Source organism: Pedobacter heparinus, assembly GCF_032678725.1.
Classification (GTDB): domain Bacteria; phylum Bacteroidota; class Bacteroidia; order Sphingobacteriales; family Sphingobacteriaceae; genus Pedobacter; species Pedobacter heparinus_A.
In genome coordinates, this window is sequence record NZ_JAVTSC010000001.1 from 428,833 (window position 1) to 452,019 (window position 23,187).

A 23,187-nucleotide genomic window follows, 5' to 3' on the forward strand; every position below is an offset into this window, starting at 1 on the left:
ACCAATACAAATCTAATATCATGGGAAACATTGTTGAACGCTTAACCAACCTGGATTACTTCATCGTCATCGCCTATCTGGTTATTCTAATTGTTATCGGTTACCGGGCCAGTTTCTCTAAAAAGAAAAATGAAGACGAAACCCTTTTCCTGGCGAATAAATCGTTGGGCTGGTCCAGCATAGGCTTTAACATGTGGGGTACCAATGTTGGCCCGTCCATGTTGCTCGCTTTTGCCAGTATTGGTTACAGCACAGGTATTGTGGCCGTCAATTTCGACTGGTATGCCTTTGTTTTCCTGTTTTTGCTGGCCATTGTTTTTGCGCCCAAATACCTGGCTGCAAAAGTAAGTACCATGCCCGAATTTATGGGCAAAAGGTATGGCGATTCCACACAGAATATACTTGCCTGGTATGCACTGATCAAAATCCTCATTTCCTGGTTATCCCTGGGGCTGTTTGCCGGAGGCTTTTTAGTAAGACAAATCCTGGGTATTCCCATGTGGCAATCCGTTACCGTACTGGTGGCATTTGCAGGGCTCTTCACTTTTTTTGGAGGCTTAAAAGCCATCGCCAAAGTCAATGTCTTTCAAATGATCCTCTTAATTGCCGTCTCACTGGCATTAACCGTATTAGGCCTGTACAAAGTAGGAGGTATTGAAGCATTATACAGCAAAACACCCGCGCATTACTGGAACCTGATCCAGCCGGCCAGCGACCCTAAATACCCATGGTATGCCATTTTGCTTGGTTATCCGGTAGCCGCAGTTGCATTTTTTTGTACAGATCAGGCTATGGTTCAGTCGGTTTTAGGCGCAAAGAACCTGGAACAGGGGCAGCTTGGTGTCAGTTTTATTGGCTGGCTAAAGATCTTGTCATTACCCTTGTTTATCATTACCGGCATATTATGTTATGTATTATTTCCGGGTTTAAAAGATCCTAACGAAGCCTATATGACTATGGTGACCAATCTCTTTCCTCCGGGAATGAACGGTCTGGTTATCGTGGTGCTCATTGCAGTACTAGTTGGCACCATCGGTTCCTCCCTCAACTCTCTGAGTACGGTATTTACCATGGATGTCTATGTAAAAAACATCAACCCCCAGGCTACAAACAAACAGATCATCAGGATGGGCAGGTTATCCGTCATCGCAGGCTGTGTTTTTGCTGTCATCGTGGTACTGGCCATCGACAATATCAAAGGTCTTAACCTGTTCGATGTATTTCAATCGGTACTGGGCTTTATTGCACCACCCTTATCCGTGGTATTCCTGTTAACCGTTTTCTGGAAAAGAACTACGCGTAAAGCAGTGAATTTTACACTTTCGGTAGGTTCTGTTTTGAGTTTGGGTACCGGTGTTACTTACCTGTGGATCCTTCCACCAGACAAATACCTGTTCTGGCCGCATTACCTCATCCTTTCCTTCTTAATCTTTGCCGGATTGCTGCTTATTGCCATACTGATTTCACTGGCAGACAGGAACCCTACAGTTTATGAGATCAATGAACTGGACAAAAGCGCCATCGAAAAACCAACCAAACGTGTCTGGATTTCCTGGATTGCCCTGGCCATCGTGATGGTTGCCCTATACCTATTTTTTAACGGACATTAATTTTTTGCTATGAAACTTCTTTCCCTTTTTTTTAAAAACATCCAGCAGAAAACCTTTCTGCTGCTTCTTTTGGCCCTTACCTGCTGTACCGATGTCGTTCTGGCTCAACAAAATGGTAAAGCGGCCTGGATCTGGTATCCTGGCGATCTGGACATCTGGGTATCCAATAAAATGCAAAACCGCAGAACAGAAAGGGGAGCTTTCCTGCCGCCATTCTGGAAAATGGACAGTCATTATGTGCTGGTTGAGTTCCATAAAGAATTTAACCTTGCCGCTGCCGAAGAAGTCAATCTATACGTAGAGGGGCAATACAATGTGAAACTGGACGGACAGGCTTTTTCTGGTTATCCTAAAAAGATCACCGTACCAGCCGGGAAACACAAGCTCAGTTTAAAAGTATATGGACAGGATAAAGTACCTGCCATATTGGTACAGGGAAAAACCATCCTTTCAGATGAGAGCTGGCTGGCTACTTTTGAAGATAAGGAATGGATTGATGCGAGTGGAAAAGCTTCAGATAAATCAGGTACTACCTTTGTATCTGCCGCCTCCTGGAATCTGACCGATCCGTTATCACCACCTTCTCAGTTTAAACTGGCTACTACCCCTATGGCAGCGGTAAAAATGGATAAACTCAACAATGGTTTTCTGGCCGATTTCGGTAAGGAAACCTTTGGCTTCATTAAACTGCATGGTTTAAAGGGCAAGGGCAAACTGCATATTTATTATGGAGAATCTAAAGAGGAAGCCTTATCTGCCGATCATTGTGAAACCCTGGACCTGCTGGAAATTGACGGAAAAGGAAAACAGGATTCAGTAATTGAGCTTTCTAAAGCTTTCAGGTATGTCAACTGTCAACCCGAAGGTAATGTTACCCTGGATAAGGTGAGCATGTTGTATGAATATGCACCGGTTACAGAAAAAGGGAATTTCCGTTGCTCGGATGAGCAGGTCAATAAGATCTATGAGATATCCAAATATACTTTTCACCTCAATACCCGGGAGTTTTTTATCGACGGGATTAAGCGTGACCGCTGGGTATGGTCGGGCGATGCTTACCAGAGCTATCTGATGAACTATTATTCCTTTAATGAATCACCTATTGTAAAAAGGACCTTACTGGCACAAAGAGGTAAAGATCCGGTAACGGCACACATCAATACCATTATGGATTATTCCTTTTATTGGTTCCTGGGTATTTATGATTATTACCAGTATACCGGCGATCAGAAATTTGTGCAGGATGTCTATCCAAGAATGAAGAGCCTGATGGATTATGTATTGGGCCGCCGCAACAAAGATGGTTTACTGGAATGGATGCCTGGCGACTGGATCTTTATCGACTGGGCTGATAAATTAAGTAAAGATGGAGAAGTAAGTTTTGAGCAGTTGTTGTTTTGCCGGAGCCTCGAAACAATGGCGCTGTGCGCGGATATGGCAAAAGACACTGAGGCTGCTGTCAACTATAAAAAGCTGGCAGCCGAGCTGAAAGCAAAAATCTTTAAGCTGTATTGGGATGATCAGAAGCATGCCCTCGTACACAGCCGGATTGGAGGAAAACCGACAGACAATGTAACACGTTACGCCAACATGTTCGGTATTTTCTTTGATTACTTTACTCCTGCACAAAAGCAGGCTGTGAAGCAACATGTACTGATGAATGACCAAATAAAAAAGATCACCACGCCATACATGCGTTTTTATGAACTGGAAGCACTTTGTGCCATGGGGGAGCAATCTTACGTACTGAAACAAATGAAAGATTACTGGGGTGGTATGCTGGAGCTGGGTGCTACTTCTTTCTGGGAAGAATATAACCCGGATAAAAAAGGGGTGGAGCACCTGGCCATGTACGGACGTCCTTTTGGTAAAAGCCTTTGCCATGCCTGGGGTGCCAGTCCGATTTATCTGCTGGGCAAATATTACCTGGGCGTAAAACCGCTTTCTCCTGGTTATGAAAGCTATGTGGTTGAGCCCTCGCTGGGCGGCCTGGAATGGATGGAAGGAAAGGTGCCAACGCCATCAGGCGAGATTTCATTGTATTGCAGCAAAAAAGAGATCAGGGTTAAGGCAGATGAAGGATCAGGTATTTTAAGGTTTAAGAGCGTGTCCAAGCCGGTTGTAAAAGGAGCTGAAGTGGTTGAAGTAGGTAAAAGGACTTACGAAATTAAATTGATGAAAGGTGTTCAGTACACGGTTAATTATCAAAAGTAATTTTCCTGGTTAAAACATGTTGCCTGTTCGTAGGCTGCGCCGGCGAAGCTCCCTGCGGTCGCAACCCCAACACGAATAGCAGTAAACAATATTTCAACCTAGATTGTTATATCCTAAAAACAATTATGGAAGCAATACTGAAACCTTTTCTCGAACTTTTAAGAGAGATTTATATTGGCTCGGAAACCAGTGAAGTCTGGATTATTGACGGAAAACCAGGACATGGCCTTACGGCTACCGCCAAGGAACTGACTGCCGAACAGGCTTCTAAACCATTGGTTAAAGGTGGTACTACGGTAGCGGCACATACTGAGCATTTAAGGTGGAGCCTTGAATTTGCTATGGAGTTTTATAAAGGTAAACAGCCATCAGGCAATTGGGTCGAAAGCTGGAAGGTAAAAGAAGTAAACGAAGAAGAGTGGGAGCAGTTGCAGCTTGCCTTGCTTGTAGCTTATCAGAAAGTGATTTATTCCATAAAAGAAGTTAAAGACTGGTCAAACCCTGCTTTGGTTACAGGTACCCTGGCTTTGCTGCCTCATGCAGCCTATCATTTAGGTGCTGTAAAACAGCTGATTATTGCGGCAAAAGCCTAGCAGATGAGCTGTGAAATTCAGATATGTCAGCTTTAATCTTATTAGTCTCCATGAAATTTAAGACTCTTCATCCTCATTGAGGTCATACGTTCTGATTTTACTGAAGATCGGCATTAGTTCTTCCATCATCTGGCCCAGTGTTTCAAGTCTGCATTTAACATTTAATAAGATTTCTTCCTCGGATATGGGAGCATTGGTTTTCATAGCTGGATCTTTTTGGTCATCATTAAATCATGGTTGTAAATATACAACAATATCCATAATTAACCAAAAAGAAATATATTGTCAATCTTGTCAATTCTTTGACAAGTATTAACCACCCTGCTATTCAGATAAAATTTACCTTCTCAGAGAAGGCATAGGATTAATTGGCGCTCTTCGCGCCACTTATTCCAGCCTTCGAAGAGAACGGTCAATTTTTCCCTTTATAATGCAATAATCCCAATCCGTTCTTCTATTTTTTTAGCGGATTTGCTGGCTTCGGCCAGAATCGATTCATTGTCAATCTCGTTATTCATATTTAAGGCAGTTAAACTGGAAACCGTTAAACAGGCGATAATACCTGTACTGCCCCTTCCAATTGGAACAGATATGTCCACTACACCTGCGGCCAGATCACTGGTTTTAACATATGCACCCTTAGCCTGTATGTCTTTTAAAGATTTTAAGAATTTGTTCTTTTCCTTATCGCCGTACTCTGCATAGATTGCATTACCGTTTAAGGCAATTTCCTGCTCTGTCTCGGGCATATAGGCGAGTAATACTTTTCCTGATGCTGTTAAAGGCAAAGGAAACAAATTGCCTTCTTCAATGGAAAGCGCAATAGGGCCCGGGCTTTTGGCATGGATGATCACCATAACCTGGTTCATATATAATATACTCAGGTGGCAGGATTGCCTTACTGTATTGGCCAGTTCTTCCAGTGGGTACTGTGCTGCTTTGCGCAATTCATCAACAGGGGTATGCCTGTGCGAAAGATAGAACAGTTTTAAAGAAAGCCTGTATTTTCCTGAAACTTCATCTCTTAAAATATATCCGCGACTTTCCAGACTCATCAACATTCTGTAAATTTCGTTCGGACTTTTGTCTATTCCTACCGCAATCTCGGTTTGAGAAAGTGGAATAGACTGCGCCGAAAGGTATTCCAGTATGTCCAGACCCTTATCAAGTGCGGGAGCCTGGTATTTTGATTCTTTATCCTTCATAAAAGCTGCGTAATTTTTTTAATCAACAAACATACTAAATGCTTTTTATTCATTTTTGCTTTAAACGGCTATAAAATTTACCTAATATATGTTTTCATATTTGAAATAAATATTTATATTTGAATTAATAACCATTTATAAACCGGATACCTGGTTAAAAATTCAGCTAAATGGCTAATTTAGTTTTAACAGGTATTAATCTTATAAACAGAATGAGCAAACTAGTCTATTTCCTTGGTTTATTTTTCGTTACAATTCCGGTATTTTCACAGCAGCTGAAAGTAAATGAACTGCGCTGTACTTATAAAAATAATCCCCAGGGCGTTGAAGCCACTGCACCTGCATTGAGCTGGAAATTGTCCACGGCAGAAAGAAATGTACTTCAATCTGCGTACCAGGTGCTGGTGTCGGATAATATATCTTCATTAAATAGAAGTATAGGAAATTTATGGGATTCCGGAAAGGTCCTCTCCGCCCAATCACTGCAGGTAAGTTATAAAGGCAAACCGCTAACTGCCGGTAAAACCTATTACTGGAAACTAAAAGTCTGGGACAACAGGGGCAATGTTTCGGCATGGTCTGTAGTGGCAAACTGGCAAATGGGACTCTTGACATCTGCAGACTGGAACAAGGCCAAATGGATCGGTTACGAAAAGATGCCAGACTCACTGGTTACCATTTTACCGCTGGACACCAAAAAAGACAAGCCGACAGGTAATAATATACAGCCCCTGTTAAGAAAAGAATTCCGGGTTACCAACGGGGTAAAAAAAGCGACCATGTTCATTTCCGGCCTTGGCCATTTTGACCTGTACCTGAACGGACAGAAAGTGGGAGATCATTTTTTAGATCCAGGTTGGACTAAATACGACAAGGAAGCTTTATATGTGCCCTTCGATGTAACGGCACAGCTAAAAAGCGGGGCGAATGCAATGGGTGTAATGTTGGGCAATGGTTTTTATTATATTCCGCCGATTAAGGCGCGGTATAAAAAACTAAGGGCATCTTTTGGTTATCCTAAAATGATCTGTCGTTTGCTGATTGAATATCAGGACGGTAGTATGGCCAATGTGATCAGCGACGAAAGCTGGAAAACAGCACCTTCTCCGGTTATCTTCTCCAGTATTTATGGTGGGGAGGATTATGATGCCAACCTGGAACAAAAAGGCTGGGATGCAGCAGGTTTTGATGATCAGGAATGGAAAAATGCCGTTTCGGTAGGAGGGCCGGCTTTAACTTCGCAAAAAGCAGAACCATTAAAGATATTTGACCAGTTCAATCCAAAAACAATAAAACCTGTTGATGGCGGAAGTTGGGTATACGACCTTGGCCAGAATGCCTCGGCTATTATTGAGTTAACTGTAAAAGGAAAAAAAGGAGATACCGTAAAAATTCTTCCTGCCGAACTGCTCAAAGCAGATGGCACTGCAAACCAACGTGCGACCGGTAGTCCTACTTATTTTCAGTACATATTAAAAGGCGAGGGGGTAGAAACCTGGCGCCCAAGGTTTATGTATACCGGCTTCAGGTACCTGGAGGTAATTGGAGGAGTACCGGAAGGCCAGGCCAATACAATGGGCAAACCTTCAATAATTGCTTTGAAAGGTTTACACGTACGCAATGCGGCAGCAACAGCAGGAGCATTTGAAAGTTCAAGCGAGCTCTTTAACAAAACCAATGATCTGGTAAACTGGGCGATAAAAAGTAATATGGTCAGCGTATTTACCGATTGTCCGCACCGCGAAAAACTGGGCTGGCTTGAGGAACTTCACCTGATGGGCAGCTCTGTGCGTTACAACTATGATGCTGCGGCCTTATTTAAAAAAGCCCTGCAGGACATGCGGAATTCGCAGACCGCAGAAGGCCTGGTGCCAGAAATTTCCCCCGAATACGTAAAGTTTGAATATGGCAATGGCATGTTCCGCGATTCTCCGGAATGGGGAAGCAGCAGCATCCTGATTCCATGGTACCTGTATGAATGGTATGGAGAAACGCAGGCGCTTACGGAAAACTATGAAATGATGCAACGCTACCTAACTTACCTGGGCACGAAAGCAAAAAACAACATACTCTCACAAGGTCTGGGCGATTGGTTTGATCTGGGACCACAGCGTCCGGGAGTTTCGCAGCTAACCCCAATGGGCGTTACCGGAACCGCGATTTATTATTATGACCTGAACATCATGCAAAAAATTGCCCGCTTACTGGGTAAAACTGAGGATGCCGGTAAATACGCAGCATTGGCACTGAAAGTTAAAAAATCTTTTAATGATACTTTTTTTAATGCAGCAACCAAACAGTACGCTACGGGTAGCCAAACAGCTAATGCCATGGCGGTTTACATGAACCTGGTTGCGCCAGAGCATAAAGCTACAGTAGTTGCGAACCTGGTTAAAGACATCAGGGGGAGAAACAATGGCTTAACCGCCGGAGATATCGGTTACCGTTATGTATTAAGGGTACTGGAAGCGGAAGGTCTGTCTAATGTGATTTATGACATGAACAGCAAGGCTGATGTACCGGGGTATGGTTACCAGCTGGCGCAAGGTGCAACCGCTTTAACAGAATCCTGGGCAGCGCTTCCAACGGTATCTAACAACCATTTTATGCTGGGGCATATCATGGAATGGTTTTACAGTGGCATCGCCGGAATCCGCCAGGAGGAGGGATCGGTAGCTTTTAAGTACATCCGGATTTATCCTGAACCTGTGGACGGGCTTACTTATGCAAAGAGCAGCTACCATTCGCCTTACGGTGAAATTGCGACCAACTGGCGAAAAACAGCTGCTGCATTTGAACTGGACGTGGTTATACCTGCAAATACCAAAGCAACAATATACCTACCTGCTACAGCAAAACAGCAGATCAGCGAGGGCGGTAAAAACATACAACCGGCTGGTTTTGAAAAAGGAAGAGCCGTGCTTCAAATCGGTTCGGGCAATTATAAATTTAAAGTACAATAGTTTTGATCATGAAATTTACCTGCTTATCTATCCTTGCTTTCTTTGTTTCCGCAACAGTCTTTGCCCAGTCGGCTAAAGAGATTCCGGCTGTAAAGATGAAAGCGATTTATGAGGAAGTTAAAACTCCTTATAAATATGGATTGGCCCTGGTACCGGATGATGAGGCTCATAAAATGGATTGCCCTACAGTGTTCAGGGCAGGTAATACCTGGTATATGACTTACCTGGTTTACAGTGGCCGTGGCTACGAGACCTGGCTGGCCAAAAGTAAAGATTTGCTGAACTGGGAAAAGCTGGGCAGGCAGATGTCTTTCGGCGATGCAGGCAAATGGGATGATAACCAGAAAGCAGGATACAATGCTTTGACCAGCACTAAATGGGGCGGAGATTATAAACTGGGTAAGTATAAAGGCAAATATTGGATGTCTTATTTTGGTGGTAAAGAAAAGGGTTACGAAACTGAGCCCCTGGCTATTGGCATGGCGTATACCGATAAACAACCTTGGCTTGCCCATGAGTGGACAAGACTCCCTGAGCCTGTATTAACTTCGGCTGATGCCGATGTTAGCTGGTGGGAAAACCGCAACAAACTGTTTAAAAGCACGGTAATTGAGGACAAGCAAGAACTCACCGGGCATCCTTTTGTAATGTATTACAATGCAGTTGGGGATTCTCTGTTAAACAATAAAAAAACAAGGTGGTATGAACGCATCGGTATGGCCGTTTCTGACGATATGCTGCACTGGAAAAGGTTTGGTAAAGACCCGGTCGTTCATCACCCGGTTGGGATTACCGGTGATGGCATAATTCAGAAAATTAACGGAACATGGGTCATGTTCTATTTTGGGGCCTTCTGGCAGGACAGGCAGGGGGCTTTTAACCGCTTTGCAGCTTCTGATGACCTGGTTCACTGGACAGACTGGACAGGAGAAAATTTAATTGAATCTTCTGAACCTTATGATGCGTTGTATGCTCATAAATCCTTTGTGTTAAAACATAAAGGAGTAGTATACCATTTTTATTGTGCGGTAAATAAAAAAGACCAGCGCGGCATTGCAGTAGCCACCTCAAAAGATTTTGGAAAAAGTAAAATAAATTTTATAAGCCTGGATAAGAAATAATAAAGATACGTAATGATGTTAAGAAGGAACCTCGTTTTATTGTTGCTGATGCTGATGGTTGGAGCTGCCACTTATGGCTCCCCCCGTATACGCCAAAATTTTAACCAGAACTGGAAGTTTTTTCTGGGTGATGATGCTGAGGCGAAATCGCCCGGCTATAATGATGGAAAATGGAGAACACTTACTTTACCCCATGACTGGAGCATTGAAGGGAAATTTGACGAAAAGAACCCGGCAAAACCAGAAGGTGGAGGATTGCCCACAGGAGTAGCCTGGTACAGGAAAACATTTACCCTGGCGACATCTATGCAGAAAAAGGAGGTGTACATAACGTTTGATGGGATCTATAAAAACAGTGAAGTATGGATAAATGGCCATTTACTGGGAAAACGTCCATATGGCTATTCTTCATTTCATTATGAACTGACTAAATATTTAAAACCAGGTAAAAATGTGATTGCCGTAAAGGTAGATAATTCCGCCCAGCCGGATTCACGCTGGTATTCGGGATCAGGCATCTATAGGAATGTGTGGTTAACTGCAACAGAAAATATAGCCGTTGATCATTGGGGAACTTTTATAAGTACGTCTGCAGTAAGCAAAGCCAGTGCAAAGGTGAGTTTTAAAACCCAGATCAGGAATAAAGCCGGGTTAAAAGGCGAGATTGAGGTGCAGTCACAGATTTATGATGCAAAAGGAAAACTTGTAGCCACGGCGAAAACTGATCACATCCCATTAAAAGATACACTGATCTCTGTAGAACAGTTTAGTACAGTAAGTCAACCGGAACTATGGTCTGTAAATAACCCTCAGCTCTATAAAGTAGTGACAAAGGTGTTTTCGGGAAAAAGGTTGATGGATAGCTATGAAACACCTTTAGGTATCCGCTATTTTAACTTTGATGCGGTAAAAGGTTTTAGCCTGAACGGCGAATACCTGAAAATATTCGGTGTTTGCCTGCACCATGATCTGGGTGCTTTAGGAGCTGCGGTTAATGTAAGGGCAATGGAACGCCAGCTGGAAATGATGAAGGAAATGGGAGCAAATGCCATCCGTACCGCACATAATCCGCCTGCGCCCGAACTGCTTGACCTATGCGATAAGATGGGCTTCCTGGTGATGGATGAAGCTTTTGACATGTGGGCCAAAAAGAAAAACAAACAGGATTATCACCTGAACTGGGACCAATGGCATGTGCGGGATCTGCAGAATATGGTGAAACGCGACCGAAACCATCCTTCGATTATAATGTGGAGCATTGGAAATGAGATCCGTGAGCAGTTCGACAGTACTGGTGTTGCCATCACCAAAGAATTGGTGAAACTGGTTAAGGATCTTGATACCACACGTCCGGTTACCTCAGCGCTTACAGAAACTGATGCTAAAAAGAATTTTATTTACCAGTCAGGTGCTTTAGATGTTTATGGTTTGAACTACAACCATAAACTGTATAAGGATTTTGCTAAAAATTATCCCGGGCAAAAGTTAATTGCGACAGAAACAACCTCTTCTTTAGATACCCGTGGTTTTTACGACATGCCGTCTGACAGTATCCGCCGCTGGCCCAAAGATGGTAAAACTAAATTTACAGATGGAAATGCAGCATATGCGGCTTCCTCCTACGATAATGTTTCCGCTTATTGGGGTTCTACCCATGAAGAAACCTGGGCGGCAGCCAAAAAATATGATCATGTATCCGGATTATTTGTGTGGACGGGCTTTGATTATTTAGGTGAGCCCTTACCTTATCCATGGCCGGCCAGAAGTTCTTATTTCGGGATTGTTGACCTGGCCGGTTTCCCTAAGGATGCCTATTATATGTATCAGAGCGAATGGACCAGTAAGCCGGTACTACACCTGTTTCCGCACTGGAACTGGCAGCCGGGTAAAAAGGTAGACGTTTGGGCCTATTACAACAATGCAGATGAGGTAGAGCTGTTCCTGAATGGAAAATCATTGGGCACCCGGAGCAAACAGGGAGAAGAACTGCACGTAGCATGGCCTGTAAATTATGAAGCAGGTACATTAAAAGCAGTGTCCAGGAAAAACGGGAAGGAAGTTCTGGTGAAGGAGATCAAAACGGCGGGTAAACCTGCAAAAATTGCACTGATAGCAGATAGGACTACCATAGCTGCCGATGGCAAAGATCTTTCTTTTGTAACGGTGAAAATTTTAGATGCGAATGGAAACCCGGTGCCGGATGCAGCCAGCCTGGTACAGTTTAAACTGCAAGGCGAAGGAACAATAGCAGGCGTGGATAATGGTTTTCAGGCCAGTCTGGAGCCTTTTAAAGCGGATTACCGCAAAGCTTATAACGGACTTTGCCTGGCCATTGTACAGGCAAAAGATAAAGCTGGAAAATTAACATTAACTGCCTCTTCTGAAGGCTTACAGCAGGCCGCGGTAACGATTACCCTGAAAGGCAAATAGCATTGCGATAAAAAAATAAAGATAAAGAGCAGAAAGGTCATGAGTGACAAAATTAGTTTAAAAGGAATAACATGGAACCACAGCCGCGGTTTTACACCAATGATGGCAACGGCGCAGCGTTTTTCGGAGTTAAATCCATCAGTAGAAATCATATGGGAGAAAAGGAGTTTACAGGCTTTTGCTGATTTTTCTATACAGCAGCTGGCAGAAAAGTTTGATCTCCTGGTGATTGATCATCCCTGGGCAGGCTTTGCGGCTAAAACAGGGTCCATCCTTCCCCTGGATCAATATCTTCCGGCAGTCTATTTAAAAGACCAGGAAGAAAATACAGTAGGGCATTCCTACGAAAGTTACAGTTACGATGGACATCAGTGGGCTTTACCAATAGATGCGGCAACACCTGTTGCAGCCAGCAGACCTGATTTGCTGGAACGGCAGGGGTTGCAGTTACCGAAATCATTTGAGGATTTATTAAACCTGGCAGATAAAGGTCTGGTGGCTTTTGCAGGGATTCCCATCGATGTACTGATGAATTTTTATACATTTTGCTGTTCTTTAGGAGAGGATCCCTGCCAGCAGGAAGACCTGATCGTATCCGGTGAAACCGGAATTATGGCACTCAGGATGTATAGGGAGCTGGCGTCAAAGATCCATCCGGATAATTTTAAAAGAAACCCCATACAGGTCTATGAAGCGATGACCTTAACTGATGCCATTGCTTATTGTCCTTTTGCTTACGGCTATTCCAATTATTCAAGAGCCGGTTATGCGCCTAAACTCCTTCATTTTCATGACATGATCTCTTTGAACGGGTTAAACAATTTGCGGAGTACATTGGGAGGTACCGGATTGGCAGTGTCTGCCGTTACTGAACATACAGAAATGGCTGTAAAATATGCTGCTTATGTGGCTTCAGCTGATTGTCAGTGCAGCCTTTTCTTTGACAACGGGGGGCAACCCGGGCATTTAAATGCCTGGAAGGATACAGAAGTGAACAGGAGATCAAATGATTTTTTTGCAAATACTTTGCCGGCATTGCAGCGGGCTTTCCTGCGCCCACGTTATCATGGTCACATGTTTTTCCAGGACCATGCCGGGGATATCGTACGTGAGTATCTCATGAACGGAGGTCCGGAAATATCGGTGCTGAAAAAACTGAACAGTTTATACGTTGAATCCAGAAGTCTGCAGCTGTCATGAAAAAACCATTGGAAGGAATTCTTGTTTTAGAATTTTGCCAGTTTCTGGCAGGACCATCAGCTGGCTTAAAACTGGCTGATCTTGGCGCACGTGTCATTAAAATTGAACGCCCGGTAAAAGGTGACGCCTGCAGGCAGCTGGCCATTAAAAACCTGTTTGTAGGGGAGGATAGTTTACTCTTTCATACCATTAACAGGAATAAGGAGTCTTATGCGGCAGATTTGAAGAACCCGGAAGATCTGGATTTACTAAAAAAACTGATTGCCAGGGCAGATGTGATGACGCATAACTTCAGACCCGGAGTAATGGAAAAAATAGGCCTGGATTATGAAACGGTGCAACACATCAATTCAAAAATTATATATGCCGTAGTTACAGGATATGGTAATCAAGGTCCCTGGGCCGCAAAACCGGGGCAGGACCTGCTGGTGCAATCTGTGTCTGGTTTAACACAACTTTCTGGCAGCAAGGCAGAAGGCCCCATGCCTTTTGGTTTATCAGTAACAGATATCATGTGTGGAAATCATCTTACGCAGGGAATTCTTGCTGCATTGCTGAAGCGGGCCAAAACCGGTAAAAGTGTGCTGTTGGAGCTGAGCTTACTGGAATCGGCGCTCGACGTGCAGTTTGAAGTACTAACCACCTATTTGAATGACGGCGGACAGCTGCCACAAAGAAGCGCCGTTAAAGGTAGTGCGCATGCGTATTTAAGTGCGCCTTATGGTACTTATCTAACTAAAGATGGTTACCTGGCATTGGCTATGGGTGATCTGGAAAAGATCAGCGGGATCATTGGCTGCGACATTTCAGCACTCTATGTAAATCCGGCTGCCTCATTTGAAAACCGGGACGAGCTGCTGGAACTGCTGGGACAAACTTTTAAAACCAATACTACTGCCCATTGGTTAGCTTTGCTGGAGCCTCATGACATCTGGTGTGCAGCGGTACTGGATTATAAAGAAGCTACCGCACAGGAAGTATTTAAGCAGATGAAGATCAGGCAAGAGCTGGATTTGGGTGCCGGCAGGAAGATGGATACCACCAGGTTGCCCATCCAGATAGACGGCTACAAGTTGTTTTCCGACAAAGCAGCGCCAAAAATTGGCGAAGACAACCAGAACATTAACAAAGAATTTGATTTAATATAAGATATGAAGCCCCTGGAAGGATATTTAGTTGTTGATTTTAGCCAGTTTCTGTCTGGACCCTCTGCAAGTTTGAGGCTGGCAGATATGGGTGCAAGGGTAATTAAAATTGAGCGTTCGGGTGTTGGGGACATTTGCCGTACCTTGTACACTTCCAACGTAATTATGAACGGAGAATCCTCTGTATTTCATGCCATCAACCGGAATAAAGAAAGCTTTGAAGTGGACCTGAAGCAGGAAGAAGATTGCAAAATGGTACGGGAACTGCTGTCAAAGGCAGATGTGATGATCCATAACTTCAGGCCCGGCGTGATGAAAAGACTGGGTTTTGATTATGAAACGGTGCAGCAGCTCAATCCGGGTATAGTTTACGCGGCACTTTCAGGCTACGGCGGTGAGGGCACAGCAAAAGGTAAACCTGGGCAGGATCTTTTGCTGCAGGCAGTTACAGGTTTAACCTGGTTGAGCGGGAATGCGGATAGCGGTCCGGTTGCCATGGGCCTTTCTATAGTGGATATGCTCGCAGGCTCGCACCTCGCACAAGGCATCCTGGCTTGTCTTTTCCGCAAAATAACCACCGGCGAAGGGGCTTTGGTTGAAGTGAGTATGATCGAGTCGGCCTATGATTTTCAGTTTGAAACCCTCACCACCTTTATGAATGATGGCGGCGAACTTCCGGAACGTACCGTACAAAATAATGCCAACGCTTATTTAGGTGCACCTTACGGGATCTATAGAACTGCTGATGGCTTCATTGCCCTGGCAATGGGATCCATACCTGTACTGGCTGTTTTATTGGGCTGTAAGGCAATGGAAGTTTTTATAGATCCGGCCGAAGCTTTTGATAAACGCGATGAGATCAAAGCCATTCTTGCGGATCATTTACAAACAGATACCACCAAAAGCTGGCTTGCGGTATTGGAGCCTGCAGACATCTGGTGTTCAGATGTCCTGAACTGGAAAGAACTGATGGAACATGAAGGCTTTAAAGCTTTGAATATGATTCAGGAAGTAGAGATGAAGGATGGCTATCGTTACCAGACTACCCGTTGCCCGATCAGGATTGACGGTGAATTACTGGTTTCTTCCAAAGGTTCTCCTAAATTAGGACAGGATAATGAAAATATCATTAAGCAGTTTGTAACCTTAAAATCAAGTGTTCATGAGTAAGGAGGCCATCAGGATAGCAGTGCGTAAATTTGCGCCTTTTGAAGCGGCAATGCAAAAGGTATGGGATAAGTATTGTCTGCATTCGGGTTGTACCCTGCAGGCAGAATTGGTTCCGCTTGACCTGCACGAGCTTCACGAGGCTACCCTGGGGAATAAAGGCTTAAAAAACGGGGAATGGGATGTAGCCCATATCAACACCGACTGGCTGCTGGAGGGGTATACAGATGGCGCTTTTGAAACGCTGAACCCATACCTGGTTGCAAACGCCCCTTCCGCATTTCCGGAAGGCTGGAGCAATTCGCTCCTGGCTTTGCAGGAGTTTGACGGACAACTGATGGGCCTGCCTTTTCATGATGGCCCGGAATGCCTGATCTACAGAAAGGATCTATTTGATGATGCTGCCGAACAGCAGCGTTATTTTGACCAATACAAAACTGATCTGAAGCCGCCTGCAACATGGGAAGAATTCAGGCAGGTAGCCCGGTTTTTTAATCGTCCGGAACAAAACCTTTACGGCAGCGTATTTGCCTGCTACCCCGATGGACACAACACGGTATTTGATTTTTGTTTGCAATTGTGGAGCAGGGGTGGGACATTGCTGGACGAGCAGGGAAACATCAACGTTGATACCAAAGCCGCTGCTGAAGGACTTGATTTTTACCGCAAGCTAATTGAAGATAAAACCGCCGTACATCCGGGTTCATCAAACTACGATTCTGTGCAGGCCGGACAGGCTTTTGCAAGAGGAGAGGCTGCACTGATGATCAACTGGTTTGGTTTTGCCTCGGTATGTGAGGTAGATACCGCTTCGTCAGTTAAAGGTAAAGTAGAGGTAACCTTGCTTCCGGTTTCCGGAAATAACGCTTCTGCGTCTTTAAACGTATATTGGCTGTATACCATAGGCTCTGGCAGCAAACACAAGCAAAGGGCTTACGACTTTATCCGTTTTGCAGTAAATGAAGAGAATGATAAGCAACTGACACTGGAAGGTGGAATTGGCTGCCGGATTTCTACCTGGAAGGATGGAGCAGTAAACGAGCTGGTGCCCTATTACCATAAACTCGAGCAATTGCATGAAGGTGCAAAAACACTTCCGCAAAAAAGCAATTGGGCGGGCATTGCGGCGATCATAGACATGGCGGTATTGAATGCCTTAAATACGGAACAGGCTACCGCGGAGATTTTAAGCTTTGCCCAGGAACAGATTACAAAATTGACAAACAGCGCATGATGGATATTCAATATAAACCCGCTTTACCGGAAACCATTCAGCCCATTATCATTATCGGGGCCGGGGGTATTGTAGCTGATGCACATCTCCCGGCTTATCAAAAGGCAGGCTTTAGGGTACATGGCATCGTAAACCGCACCCGGGAAAGGGCAGAGAAACTGGCTTCAGCTTTCCATATCCCTAACATATACAATTCAGTTGCAGAGGCGATAGCCAAAGCACCTGAAAATGTAGTATACGACCTGACCATTATGCCGGAGCAATACCTTGAAGTGCTGGAACAATTGCCAGATGGCGCAGTGGTGCTGATTCAGAAACCTATGGGTGACGATTTTAAACAAGCCCGGGAGATTCTGCAACTCTGCAGAAGGAAAAAACTGGTAGCTGCTATCAACTTCCAGCTGCGTTTTGCGCCCTTTGTGAGTGCTGCAAGGGATATGATAGCGCAAGGTCTGATTGGGGAGCTATATGACATGGAAGTAAGGGTGACCATAAAAACCCCCTGGGAGATCTTTCCGCATGTGATGGTTCATCCCCGTCTGGAAATTCTTTACCATAGTATCCATTATGTCGACATGTTGCGCTCTTTTTTAGGAGACCCACAAACCGTAATGGCGAAGACCTTAAAACATCCCGCTAAAACCCTTTCCTCGTCACGTTCTACCATTTTGATGGATTACGGAGATACCATGCATGCCGTGATCAATACCAATCACGACCATGATTTTGGTCCCCACAATCAGGAGTGTTTCATCAAATGGGAAGGTACAAAGGGCGCGATCAAAGCGAATGTAGGTTTGCTGATGGATTATCCGCATGGGGTACCTGACATATTTGAGTATTGCCTGAAGGAAGAAGGGAAAGCTCTGGAATGGAAGCAGCTGCAACTGGAAGGCTCTTGGTTTCCTGAGGCATTTATTGGTACTATGGCTAACCTGATGCGTTACAGAGAAGGCTCTTCAGACGTGTTGCATACCAGCGTGGAAGATGTGATCAGAACGATGGCAGTGGTGGAGAGCGCTTACATTTCCAGTGATAAAGGAGGTGTAAAAGTAAAGGAACAATTGAAAAACAATTAAAAGCAGTACAGCAGATGTATTTTAAATCGATATTTTTTGAAGATTACCTGTTGCAGGATAAACGGGTAACATTGGGCAGGACCATTACAGAAACAGATTTTGTGGTCCATGCAGGGCATACAGGAGATTTTTTTCCGCACCACATGGATGAGGAATGGTGCAAAACGCAGCCTTTTAAGCACAGGATTGCCCATGGCACCATGATATTCAGCATTGGGATCGGACTTACGGCTTCCGAGATCAACCCTGAAGCCTTTTCTAAAGGTTATGACCGTTTACGTTTTGTAAAACCCGTGTATATAGGAGATACCATTCATTCGGAGATCACCATTTCCGAAAAGGCAGAAGCAAAGAAACCGGCATATGGAACGGTGACAGAACATGTAGAGATCATCAACCAGCACGGCGAGGTGGTATTGGTATGTGATCATCTCTTGCTGGTAAAAAAGAAATAGTACCTCTGTATAGAGGCCATACAAAAGATAATAACCTAAAAACCAATATATGAACCATTCAACAGCACCTGAAGTCATAACGGGTAATGATCCTGCGGCAGGCAAGAAATATCTGGTGCCATTTATCCTTGTGGTCAGCTTATTTTTCCTTTGGGGAATGGCCCATAACCTGGATTCCATACTCATACCGCATTTAAAAAAAGCATGCGACCTGAACAACCGTCAATCCACTTTGATTGACACTTCAGTGTTCCTTGCTTATTTTCTTATGGCTATCCCGGCTGGGATGCTGCTAAAAAAATGGGGTTATAAAGCAAGTATGATCATCGGTTTGCTGGTATTTGCTACAGGCGCATTCTTATTTGTACCGGCGGCGAACCAGTTGTCGTATCTCACTTTTTTGGTGGCATTATTTATCATTGGCTGCGGATTAACGATTTTAGAAACTGCTGCAAATCCTTATGCAGCCGTGTTGGGCGACCCCGCTAAAGCGACCAGCAGGTTAAATCTTGCAGCTTCATTTAATGGATTGGCGGCAATGGTTGCGCCATTTATCGGATCTATGTTTATCCTTTCTGGTAAATCTTACACCAAAGACCAACTCGCAGCAATGAGCAATGTTTCGCGTACCAGCTATTTTATGGAAGAAGCGGCTTCCGTAAAGATGCCTTACATTGTATTGGGGACGGTATTAGTGCTGATTGCAATTGTCTTCTATTTTGTAAACCTTCCGGAAATAAAAACAATAAGTAAAGATGGTGAGGCAAAGGGCAGCTTCTTTGGGGCTTTGCGTCATAAACACCTAAGGTGGGCAGTTATTGCCCAGTTTTTTTACGTTGGTGCACAGGTGTGTGTAACCAGTTTTTTCATCAGGATGGCCCAGCAGGGTGGCGGGTTTGACGAAAAGACTGCAGCATACTACCTCGCCGTCTATGGTTTGCTGTTCACCGTAGGTCGTTTTGCCGGAACCGCCATGTTGCAGTTTATTTCTTCGCATAAATTATTGGCGCTATATGCATTTATTGCTGTTTTTTTAAGTCTGATCGCTATTTTTGGCAAAGGTGCTTATGTGGTTTATGCCCTGGGCGCAATCGGATTTTTTATGTCTGTGATGTTCCCTACCATTTTTGCATTGGGGATTGAAGGAATTGGCGACGATACCAAGCCGGGCTCATCCTGGTTGATCATGTCTATCGTTGGGGGAGCAATCCTTCCTTATGGAATGGGAACTCTCATTGATATGAATGGTGACAATATCCAGATTGGTTACAGCATTCCATTGGTCTGCTTTCTGATCATTCTTTATTTCGGTTTAAAAGGCTATAAAATAGCCACTAAATCATAATGGATTTGAATATAGGTAAAATAATAGCATTCGTTTTATTGGTTTGCAGCCTGCAGCCTGGCACAGCTATGGCCCAGGTAAATGAGTCGGCTAAACCCTGGGTATTATGGCATTGGATCAAGGGTGGGGTTTCAAAACCGGGTATTACCGCCGATCTGGAAGCCATGAAGTCAGCAGGTATCGGAGGGGCTTACCTCTTGTCGATTAAAGATGTACCCAATCCACCTTTATTTAACCCATCTGTACGGCAGCTTACTCCAGAATGGTGGGGGATGGTCACTTTCGCTATGCAGGAGGCCAGACGTTTGAACCTGAAGCTGGGGATGCATGTAAGTGATGGTTTTGCGCTTGCAGGTGGGCCATGGATCACACCTGAACTTTCTATGCAGAAGGTGGTATCTACTCAGTTGAATATCAAAGATAAAACAAATGAAAAAATAAAATTACAGCAGCCGGAAACCCTGGAAGGTTATTATAGAGACATTGCTGTGTATGCTTATCCTTCAGCCGAAGGTGCCGGCATCTCTACACAAACAGTGATTCCCGAAATTACAACCAGTACTGCTGCAGATGCAAGCGGGCTGATCATGCCGGGCAATACCAAGAACTTTGGCAGCAATGAACCTTGCTGGATCCAGTATGCTTTTAAACAACCTTTTACTACCCGTACCATTCGCATAGGTACTGGAAGCAATAACTATCAGGCGCAGCGTCTGGAAATACAAGTGAGTGACGATGGTAAAAATTTCCGTTCTATCGGCCGCCTGCAGCCGCCAAGACATGGCTGGCAGGATACAGATGCCGATGTGACCCATAGTATTGTCCCGGTTACTGCAAAATATTATCGCTTTGTATACGATAAAAAAGGGTCAGAGCCAGGTTCAGAAGACCTGGATGCCGCCAAATGGAAGCCTTCATTAAAACTGAGAACCCTGGAGCTTTTTGCGGAGGCCAGGATCAACCAGTACGAAGGAAAGGCCGGGCTAGTGTGGCGCGTTAGTGAGCGGAGTACAAAAGAGGCGCTGCAAGACCGTTTATGTGTGCCGATGGATAAGATCATCAACCTGAGTGATAAAATTAAAGCAGACGGCAGCTTAGACTGGAAGGCGCCCAAGGGAAACTGGACGATATTGCGGATAGGACATACTTCCACGGGGCATAAGAATGCTACCGCAGGGGCCGGTATGGGTTTGGAATGTGATAAATTTAATCCGGCTGCGGTGAAATTACAGTTTGACAGCTGGTATGGCGCAGCCCTAGAACGTGGAGGGACCGAAATCGCTTCAAAGGTTTTGAATGAATTGTTTGTAGACAGCTGGGAGTGTGGCAGCCAGAACTGGTCGCCACTGTTTGCAGCGGAGTTTAAGAAACGCAGAGGTTATGACCTGATGCCTTACCTGCCTGCCATGGTAGGGATCCCCCTGGGGAGTGCTGAACTGTCTGAAGGTTTTTTGCATGATGTGCGAAAAACCATTGCCGAGCTGGTTGCAGACCAGTTTTACCAGACCTTGTCGAGGCTGACTAAAGAGAAAGGTGTCACTTTTGCGGCCGAGAATGTAGCGCCAACCATGCTGAGTGATGGCCTGCTGCATTATAAAAATGTAGATGTGCCGATGGGCGAATTCTGGCTGAACAGCCCTACGCACGATAAATTGAACGACATGCTGGACGCCATTTCCGGCGCACATATTTATGGTAAGCCCCTCATACAGGCAGAAGCATTTACGACCATAAGGATGGATTGGAATGAACATCCTGGCAATATGAAGACTTTACAGGACAGGAATTATGCATTGGGTGTCAATAAGCTGGTGTACCATGTTTTTGCGCATAATCCATGGCTGGACCAAAAACCAGGAATGACGCTGGATGGGATTGGTTTGTATTTCCAGCGGGACCAGACCTGGTGGAAACCGGGAAGGGCCTGGGTAGATTATGCAACACGCTGTCAGGAGCTTTTACAACAGGGTAAGCCGGTAGCTGATGTAGCCGTGTTTATCGGTGAGGAGTTACCCCGTCGCTCCGTATTGCCTGATCGCCTGGTTAGCCTGTTGCCCGGGATTTTCGGAGCTGATGTGGTTGCAGATGAAGCAAAGCGACTGGCCAATGTTGCTGAGCCTTTAAGGCAAAAGCCGGCAGGGGTTACCCATTCTGCAAATATGGCCGATCCGGAAAACTGGGTAAACCCATTAAGGGGCTATGCCTATGATTCCTTTAATCCTGATGTATTGCTTGGTGCAAGTGTAAAAGAAGGGAGAGTGGTATTCGCCAGTGGTGTGAGTTATGCGATATTGGTTATTCCAGGTAAAATGCTCCTGAACCCAAATTATCAGTACATGAGTAAGGAAGTGGTCGCAAAACTGAATGAACTGGCAAAAGCTGGGGCAACCCTTTTACTCGGTGACCGCCCGAAATTCCAGCTGGGCCTGCCTAAAACAGGCAGCGATCGGGATTTTGAGACTTTGCTGGCAGCGCTTTGGGATGGCAATTTTAAAACAGAAGGACAGGGACAACAGCAAATATCAGTGAAAACACTGGGTAAGGGAAGAATCATTATGGGGGCTTATCAGGCGGAAAGCTTTGACCCGGTTGGACTGGAAAGAGACCTGTTGGTAAAAGAAGAAAATGGGCAATATGCGAAAAAGGTTGCTTACACGCACCGGATTGCAGCTGATAAAGAGTTTTATTTTATTGCTAACCAGGAAAATAAAGAACGTTTGCTGGAGTTTTCTTTCAGAACTTCAGGTAAAACACCTGAATTATATGATGCTGTAACTGATAAAACAATAGGCCTGCAGGCCTGGAAAGCAGAAGCTGGTCGTACAACGATGCAGTTAAAGCTGAAAGCAAATGCCTCTGTTTTTGTCATCTTTAAAGATGGGACAGTTGCTACCGCCTCTGCTACAGGTAAAAATTGGAAAGATCAGCAATTGGTAAACACGATCAGTGGCAGCTGGAAAGTGAGTTTTGATCCTGCTTACGGTGGCCCTGAAAAGCCGGTAACTTTTACTGCGCTGAACGATTGGACCAGGCATCCGGATAGCCTGATCAGATATTATTCAGGTTCAGCAGTTTACAGTAATGATTTTAAAGTGAAAAAAGAGGCGGGACAACAATATCTGCTGGATCTGGGTACTGTAGGCTGTATAGCGGCCGTGGAAGTGAATGGGATTTCCTGTGGGATAGTCTGGACTGCGCCTTTTCAGGCTGATATTACCCAGGCCTTAAGAAGTGGAAATAACGTGCTGAACATCACGGTAACTAATACCTGGGCCAACAGGATCATCGGCGACCAGCGCTTGCCCGAAAAGCAGCGGATTACAAAAACAAACGCACCATACCGTTTGGAAGGCAAGCCGCTGAATGAAGCTGGTTTGCTTGGCCCTGTAAGGCTTTTTAAGCAGCTGAACAACAATTAAACGAAAG

The 23,187-nt window shown here is 44.7% G+C and carries 16 protein-coding genes; 14 read left to right on the forward strand and 2 right to left on the reverse strand.

Going from position 1 to position 23,187, the window contains the following annotated elements; genetic code table 11:
• The first annotated feature begins 20 nt into the window (after window positions 1-20).
• The 3 genes from R2Q85_RS01775 to R2Q85_RS01785 all read left to right on the forward strand — a co-directional run bounded on the left by R2Q85_RS01775 (window position 21) and on the right by R2Q85_RS01785 (window position 4,417).
• On the forward strand, window positions 21-1,610 hold the full coding sequence (locus R2Q85_RS01775) for a sodium:solute symporter family transporter (RefSeq protein ID WP_316810018.1): 1,590 nt from the start codon (window positions 21-23) through the stop codon (window positions 1,608-1,610).
• A gap of 9 nt (window positions 1,611-1,619) precedes the next feature.
• Entirely contained in the window at window positions 1,620-3,824 is a 2,205-nt protein-coding gene (locus R2Q85_RS01780) for an amylo-alpha-1,6-glucosidase (RefSeq protein ID WP_316810019.1), read from the forward strand.
• A 125-nt stretch (window positions 3,825-3,949) separates the two neighbouring features.
• A complete protein-coding gene (locus tag R2Q85_RS01785) occupies window positions 3,950-4,417 on the forward strand; it encodes a hypothetical protein (RefSeq protein ID WP_316810020.1) in 468 nt (155 codons plus the stop codon).
• A gap of 57 nt (window positions 4,418-4,474) precedes the next feature.
• On the opposite strand, the gene R2Q85_RS01790 is transcribed toward R2Q85_RS01785, so the two are convergent.
• Both R2Q85_RS01790 and R2Q85_RS01795 read right to left on the reverse strand, forming a co-directional pair.
• Entirely contained in the window at window positions 4,475-4,621 is a 147-nt protein-coding gene (locus R2Q85_RS01790; protein WP_316810021.1) for a hypothetical protein, read from the reverse strand.
• 221 nt (window positions 4,622-4,842) lie between these two features.
• Window positions 4,843-5,622, reverse strand: coding sequence for an IclR family transcriptional regulator (locus tag R2Q85_RS01795; protein ID WP_316810022.1), 780 nt, complete (start codon window positions 5,620-5,622; stop codon window positions 4,843-4,845).
• Between the two features lie 212 nt (window positions 5,623-5,834).
• Here R2Q85_RS01795 and R2Q85_RS01800 point away from each other — a divergent pair, with 212 nt between their 5' ends.
• Genes R2Q85_RS01800 through R2Q85_RS01850 form a run of 11 tightly spaced genes read left to right on the forward strand, consistent with a single transcriptional unit; the run spans window position 5,835 to window position 23,180 of the window.
• On the forward strand, window positions 5,835-8,585 hold the full coding sequence (locus tag R2Q85_RS01800) for a family 78 glycoside hydrolase catalytic domain (RefSeq protein ID WP_316810023.1): 2,751 nt from the start codon (window positions 5,835-5,837) through the stop codon (window positions 8,583-8,585).
• Window positions 8,586-8,593: 8 nt separating this feature from the next.
• Window positions 8,594-9,706, forward strand: coding sequence for a glycosylase (locus R2Q85_RS01805; protein ID WP_316810024.1), 1,113 nt, complete (start codon window positions 8,594-8,596; stop codon window positions 9,704-9,706).
• Between the two features lie 12 nt (window positions 9,707-9,718).
• Entirely contained in the window at window positions 9,719-12,136 is a 2,418-nt protein-coding gene (galB, locus tag R2Q85_RS01810) for a beta-galactosidase GalB (RefSeq protein WP_316810025.1), read from the forward strand.
• A gap of 39 nt (window positions 12,137-12,175) precedes the next feature.
• Window positions 12,176-13,336 carry an ABC transporter substrate-binding protein gene (locus R2Q85_RS01815; RefSeq protein WP_316810026.1) on the forward strand — a complete coding sequence of 387 codons (1,161 nt, stop codon included), beginning with the start codon at window positions 12,176-12,178 and terminating at the stop codon, window positions 13,334-13,336.
• Window positions 13,333-14,484, forward strand: coding sequence for a CaiB/BaiF CoA-transferase family protein (locus R2Q85_RS01820; protein ID WP_316810027.1), 1,152 nt, complete (start codon window positions 13,333-13,335; stop codon window positions 14,482-14,484). The genes R2Q85_RS01815 and R2Q85_RS01820 overlap by 4 nt, the downstream gene beginning before the upstream one ends.
• 3 nt (window positions 14,485-14,487) lie before the next feature.
• A complete protein-coding gene (locus R2Q85_RS01825) occupies window positions 14,488-15,651 on the forward strand; it encodes a CaiB/BaiF CoA-transferase family protein (RefSeq protein ID WP_316810028.1) in 1,164 nt (387 codons plus the stop codon).
• The gene (locus tag R2Q85_RS01830; RefSeq protein WP_316810029.1) at window positions 15,644-16,882 is read left to right on the forward strand and encodes an extracellular solute-binding protein; all 1,239 of its coding nucleotides are present in this window, start codon (window positions 15,644-15,646) and stop codon (window positions 16,880-16,882) included. Before R2Q85_RS01825 ends, R2Q85_RS01830 begins: the two co-directional genes overlap by 8 nt.
• A complete protein-coding gene (locus tag R2Q85_RS01835; protein WP_316810030.1) occupies window positions 16,879-17,961 on the forward strand; it encodes a Gfo/Idh/MocA family oxidoreductase in 1,083 nt (360 codons plus the stop codon). Before R2Q85_RS01830 ends, R2Q85_RS01835 begins: the two co-directional genes overlap by 4 nt.
• A gap of 14 nt (window positions 17,962-17,975) precedes the next feature.
• A complete protein-coding gene (locus R2Q85_RS01840) occupies window positions 17,976-18,416 on the forward strand; it encodes a MaoC/PaaZ C-terminal domain-containing protein (protein ID WP_316810031.1) in 441 nt (146 codons plus the stop codon).
• A 49-nt stretch (window positions 18,417-18,465) separates the two neighbouring features.
• Window positions 18,466-19,761 (forward strand): L-fucose:H+ symporter permease, encoded by a 1,296-nt coding sequence (gene fucP / locus R2Q85_RS01845; RefSeq protein ID WP_316810032.1) that lies wholly within the window; start codon window positions 18,466-18,468, stop codon window positions 19,759-19,761.
• Window positions 19,761-23,180 (forward strand): glycosyl hydrolase, encoded by a 3,420-nt coding sequence (locus R2Q85_RS01850; protein WP_316810033.1) that lies wholly within the window; start codon window positions 19,761-19,763, stop codon window positions 23,178-23,180. Before fucP ends, R2Q85_RS01850 begins: the two co-directional genes overlap by 1 nt.
• Window positions 23,181-23,187: the final 7 nt, after the last annotated feature.

Bases quoted from the DNA above. Each gene is read 5' to 3' on its own strand.
- R2Q85_RS01775 (WP_316810018.1), top strand. From the start codon at position 21: ATGGGAAACATTGTTGAACGCTTAACCAACCTGGATTACTTCATCGTC.
- R2Q85_RS01780 (WP_316810019.1), top strand. From the start codon at position 1,620: ATGAAACTTCTTTCCCTTTTTTTTAAAAACATCCAGCAGAAAACCTTT.
- R2Q85_RS01785 (WP_316810020.1), top strand. From the start codon at position 3,950: ATGGAAGCAATACTGAAACCTTTTCTCGAACTTTTAAGAGAGATTTAT.
- R2Q85_RS01790 (WP_316810021.1), bottom strand. From the start codon at position 4,621: ATGAAAACCAATGCTCCCATATCCGAGGAAGAAATCTTATTAAATGTT.
- R2Q85_RS01795 (WP_316810022.1), bottom strand. From the start codon at position 5,622: ATGAAGGATAAAGAATCAAAATACCAGGCTCCCGCACTTGATAAGGGT.
- R2Q85_RS01800 (WP_316810023.1), top strand. From the start codon at position 5,835: ATGAGCAAACTAGTCTATTTCCTTGGTTTATTTTTCGTTACAATTCCG.
- R2Q85_RS01805 (WP_316810024.1), top strand. From the start codon at position 8,594: ATGAAATTTACCTGCTTATCTATCCTTGCTTTCTTTGTTTCCGCAACA.
- galB (WP_316810025.1), top strand. From the start codon at position 9,719: ATGATGTTAAGAAGGAACCTCGTTTTATTGTTGCTGATGCTGATGGTT.
- R2Q85_RS01815 (WP_316810026.1), top strand. From the start codon at position 12,176: ATGAGTGACAAAATTAGTTTAAAAGGAATAACATGGAACCACAGCCGC.
- R2Q85_RS01820 (WP_316810027.1), top strand. From the start codon at position 13,333: ATGAAAAAACCATTGGAAGGAATTCTTGTTTTAGAATTTTGCCAGTTT.
- R2Q85_RS01825 (WP_316810028.1), top strand. From the start codon at position 14,488: ATGAAGCCCCTGGAAGGATATTTAGTTGTTGATTTTAGCCAGTTTCTG.
- R2Q85_RS01830 (WP_316810029.1), top strand. From the start codon at position 15,644: ATGAGTAAGGAGGCCATCAGGATAGCAGTGCGTAAATTTGCGCCTTTT.
- R2Q85_RS01835 (WP_316810030.1), top strand. From the start codon at position 16,879: ATGATGGATATTCAATATAAACCCGCTTTACCGGAAACCATTCAGCCC.
- R2Q85_RS01840 (WP_316810031.1), top strand. From the start codon at position 17,976: ATGTATTTTAAATCGATATTTTTTGAAGATTACCTGTTGCAGGATAAA.
- fucP (WP_316810032.1), top strand. From the start codon at position 18,466: ATGAACCATTCAACAGCACCTGAAGTCATAACGGGTAATGATCCTGCG.
- R2Q85_RS01850 (WP_316810033.1), top strand. From the start codon at position 19,761: ATGGATTTGAATATAGGTAAAATAATAGCATTCGTTTTATTGGTTTGC.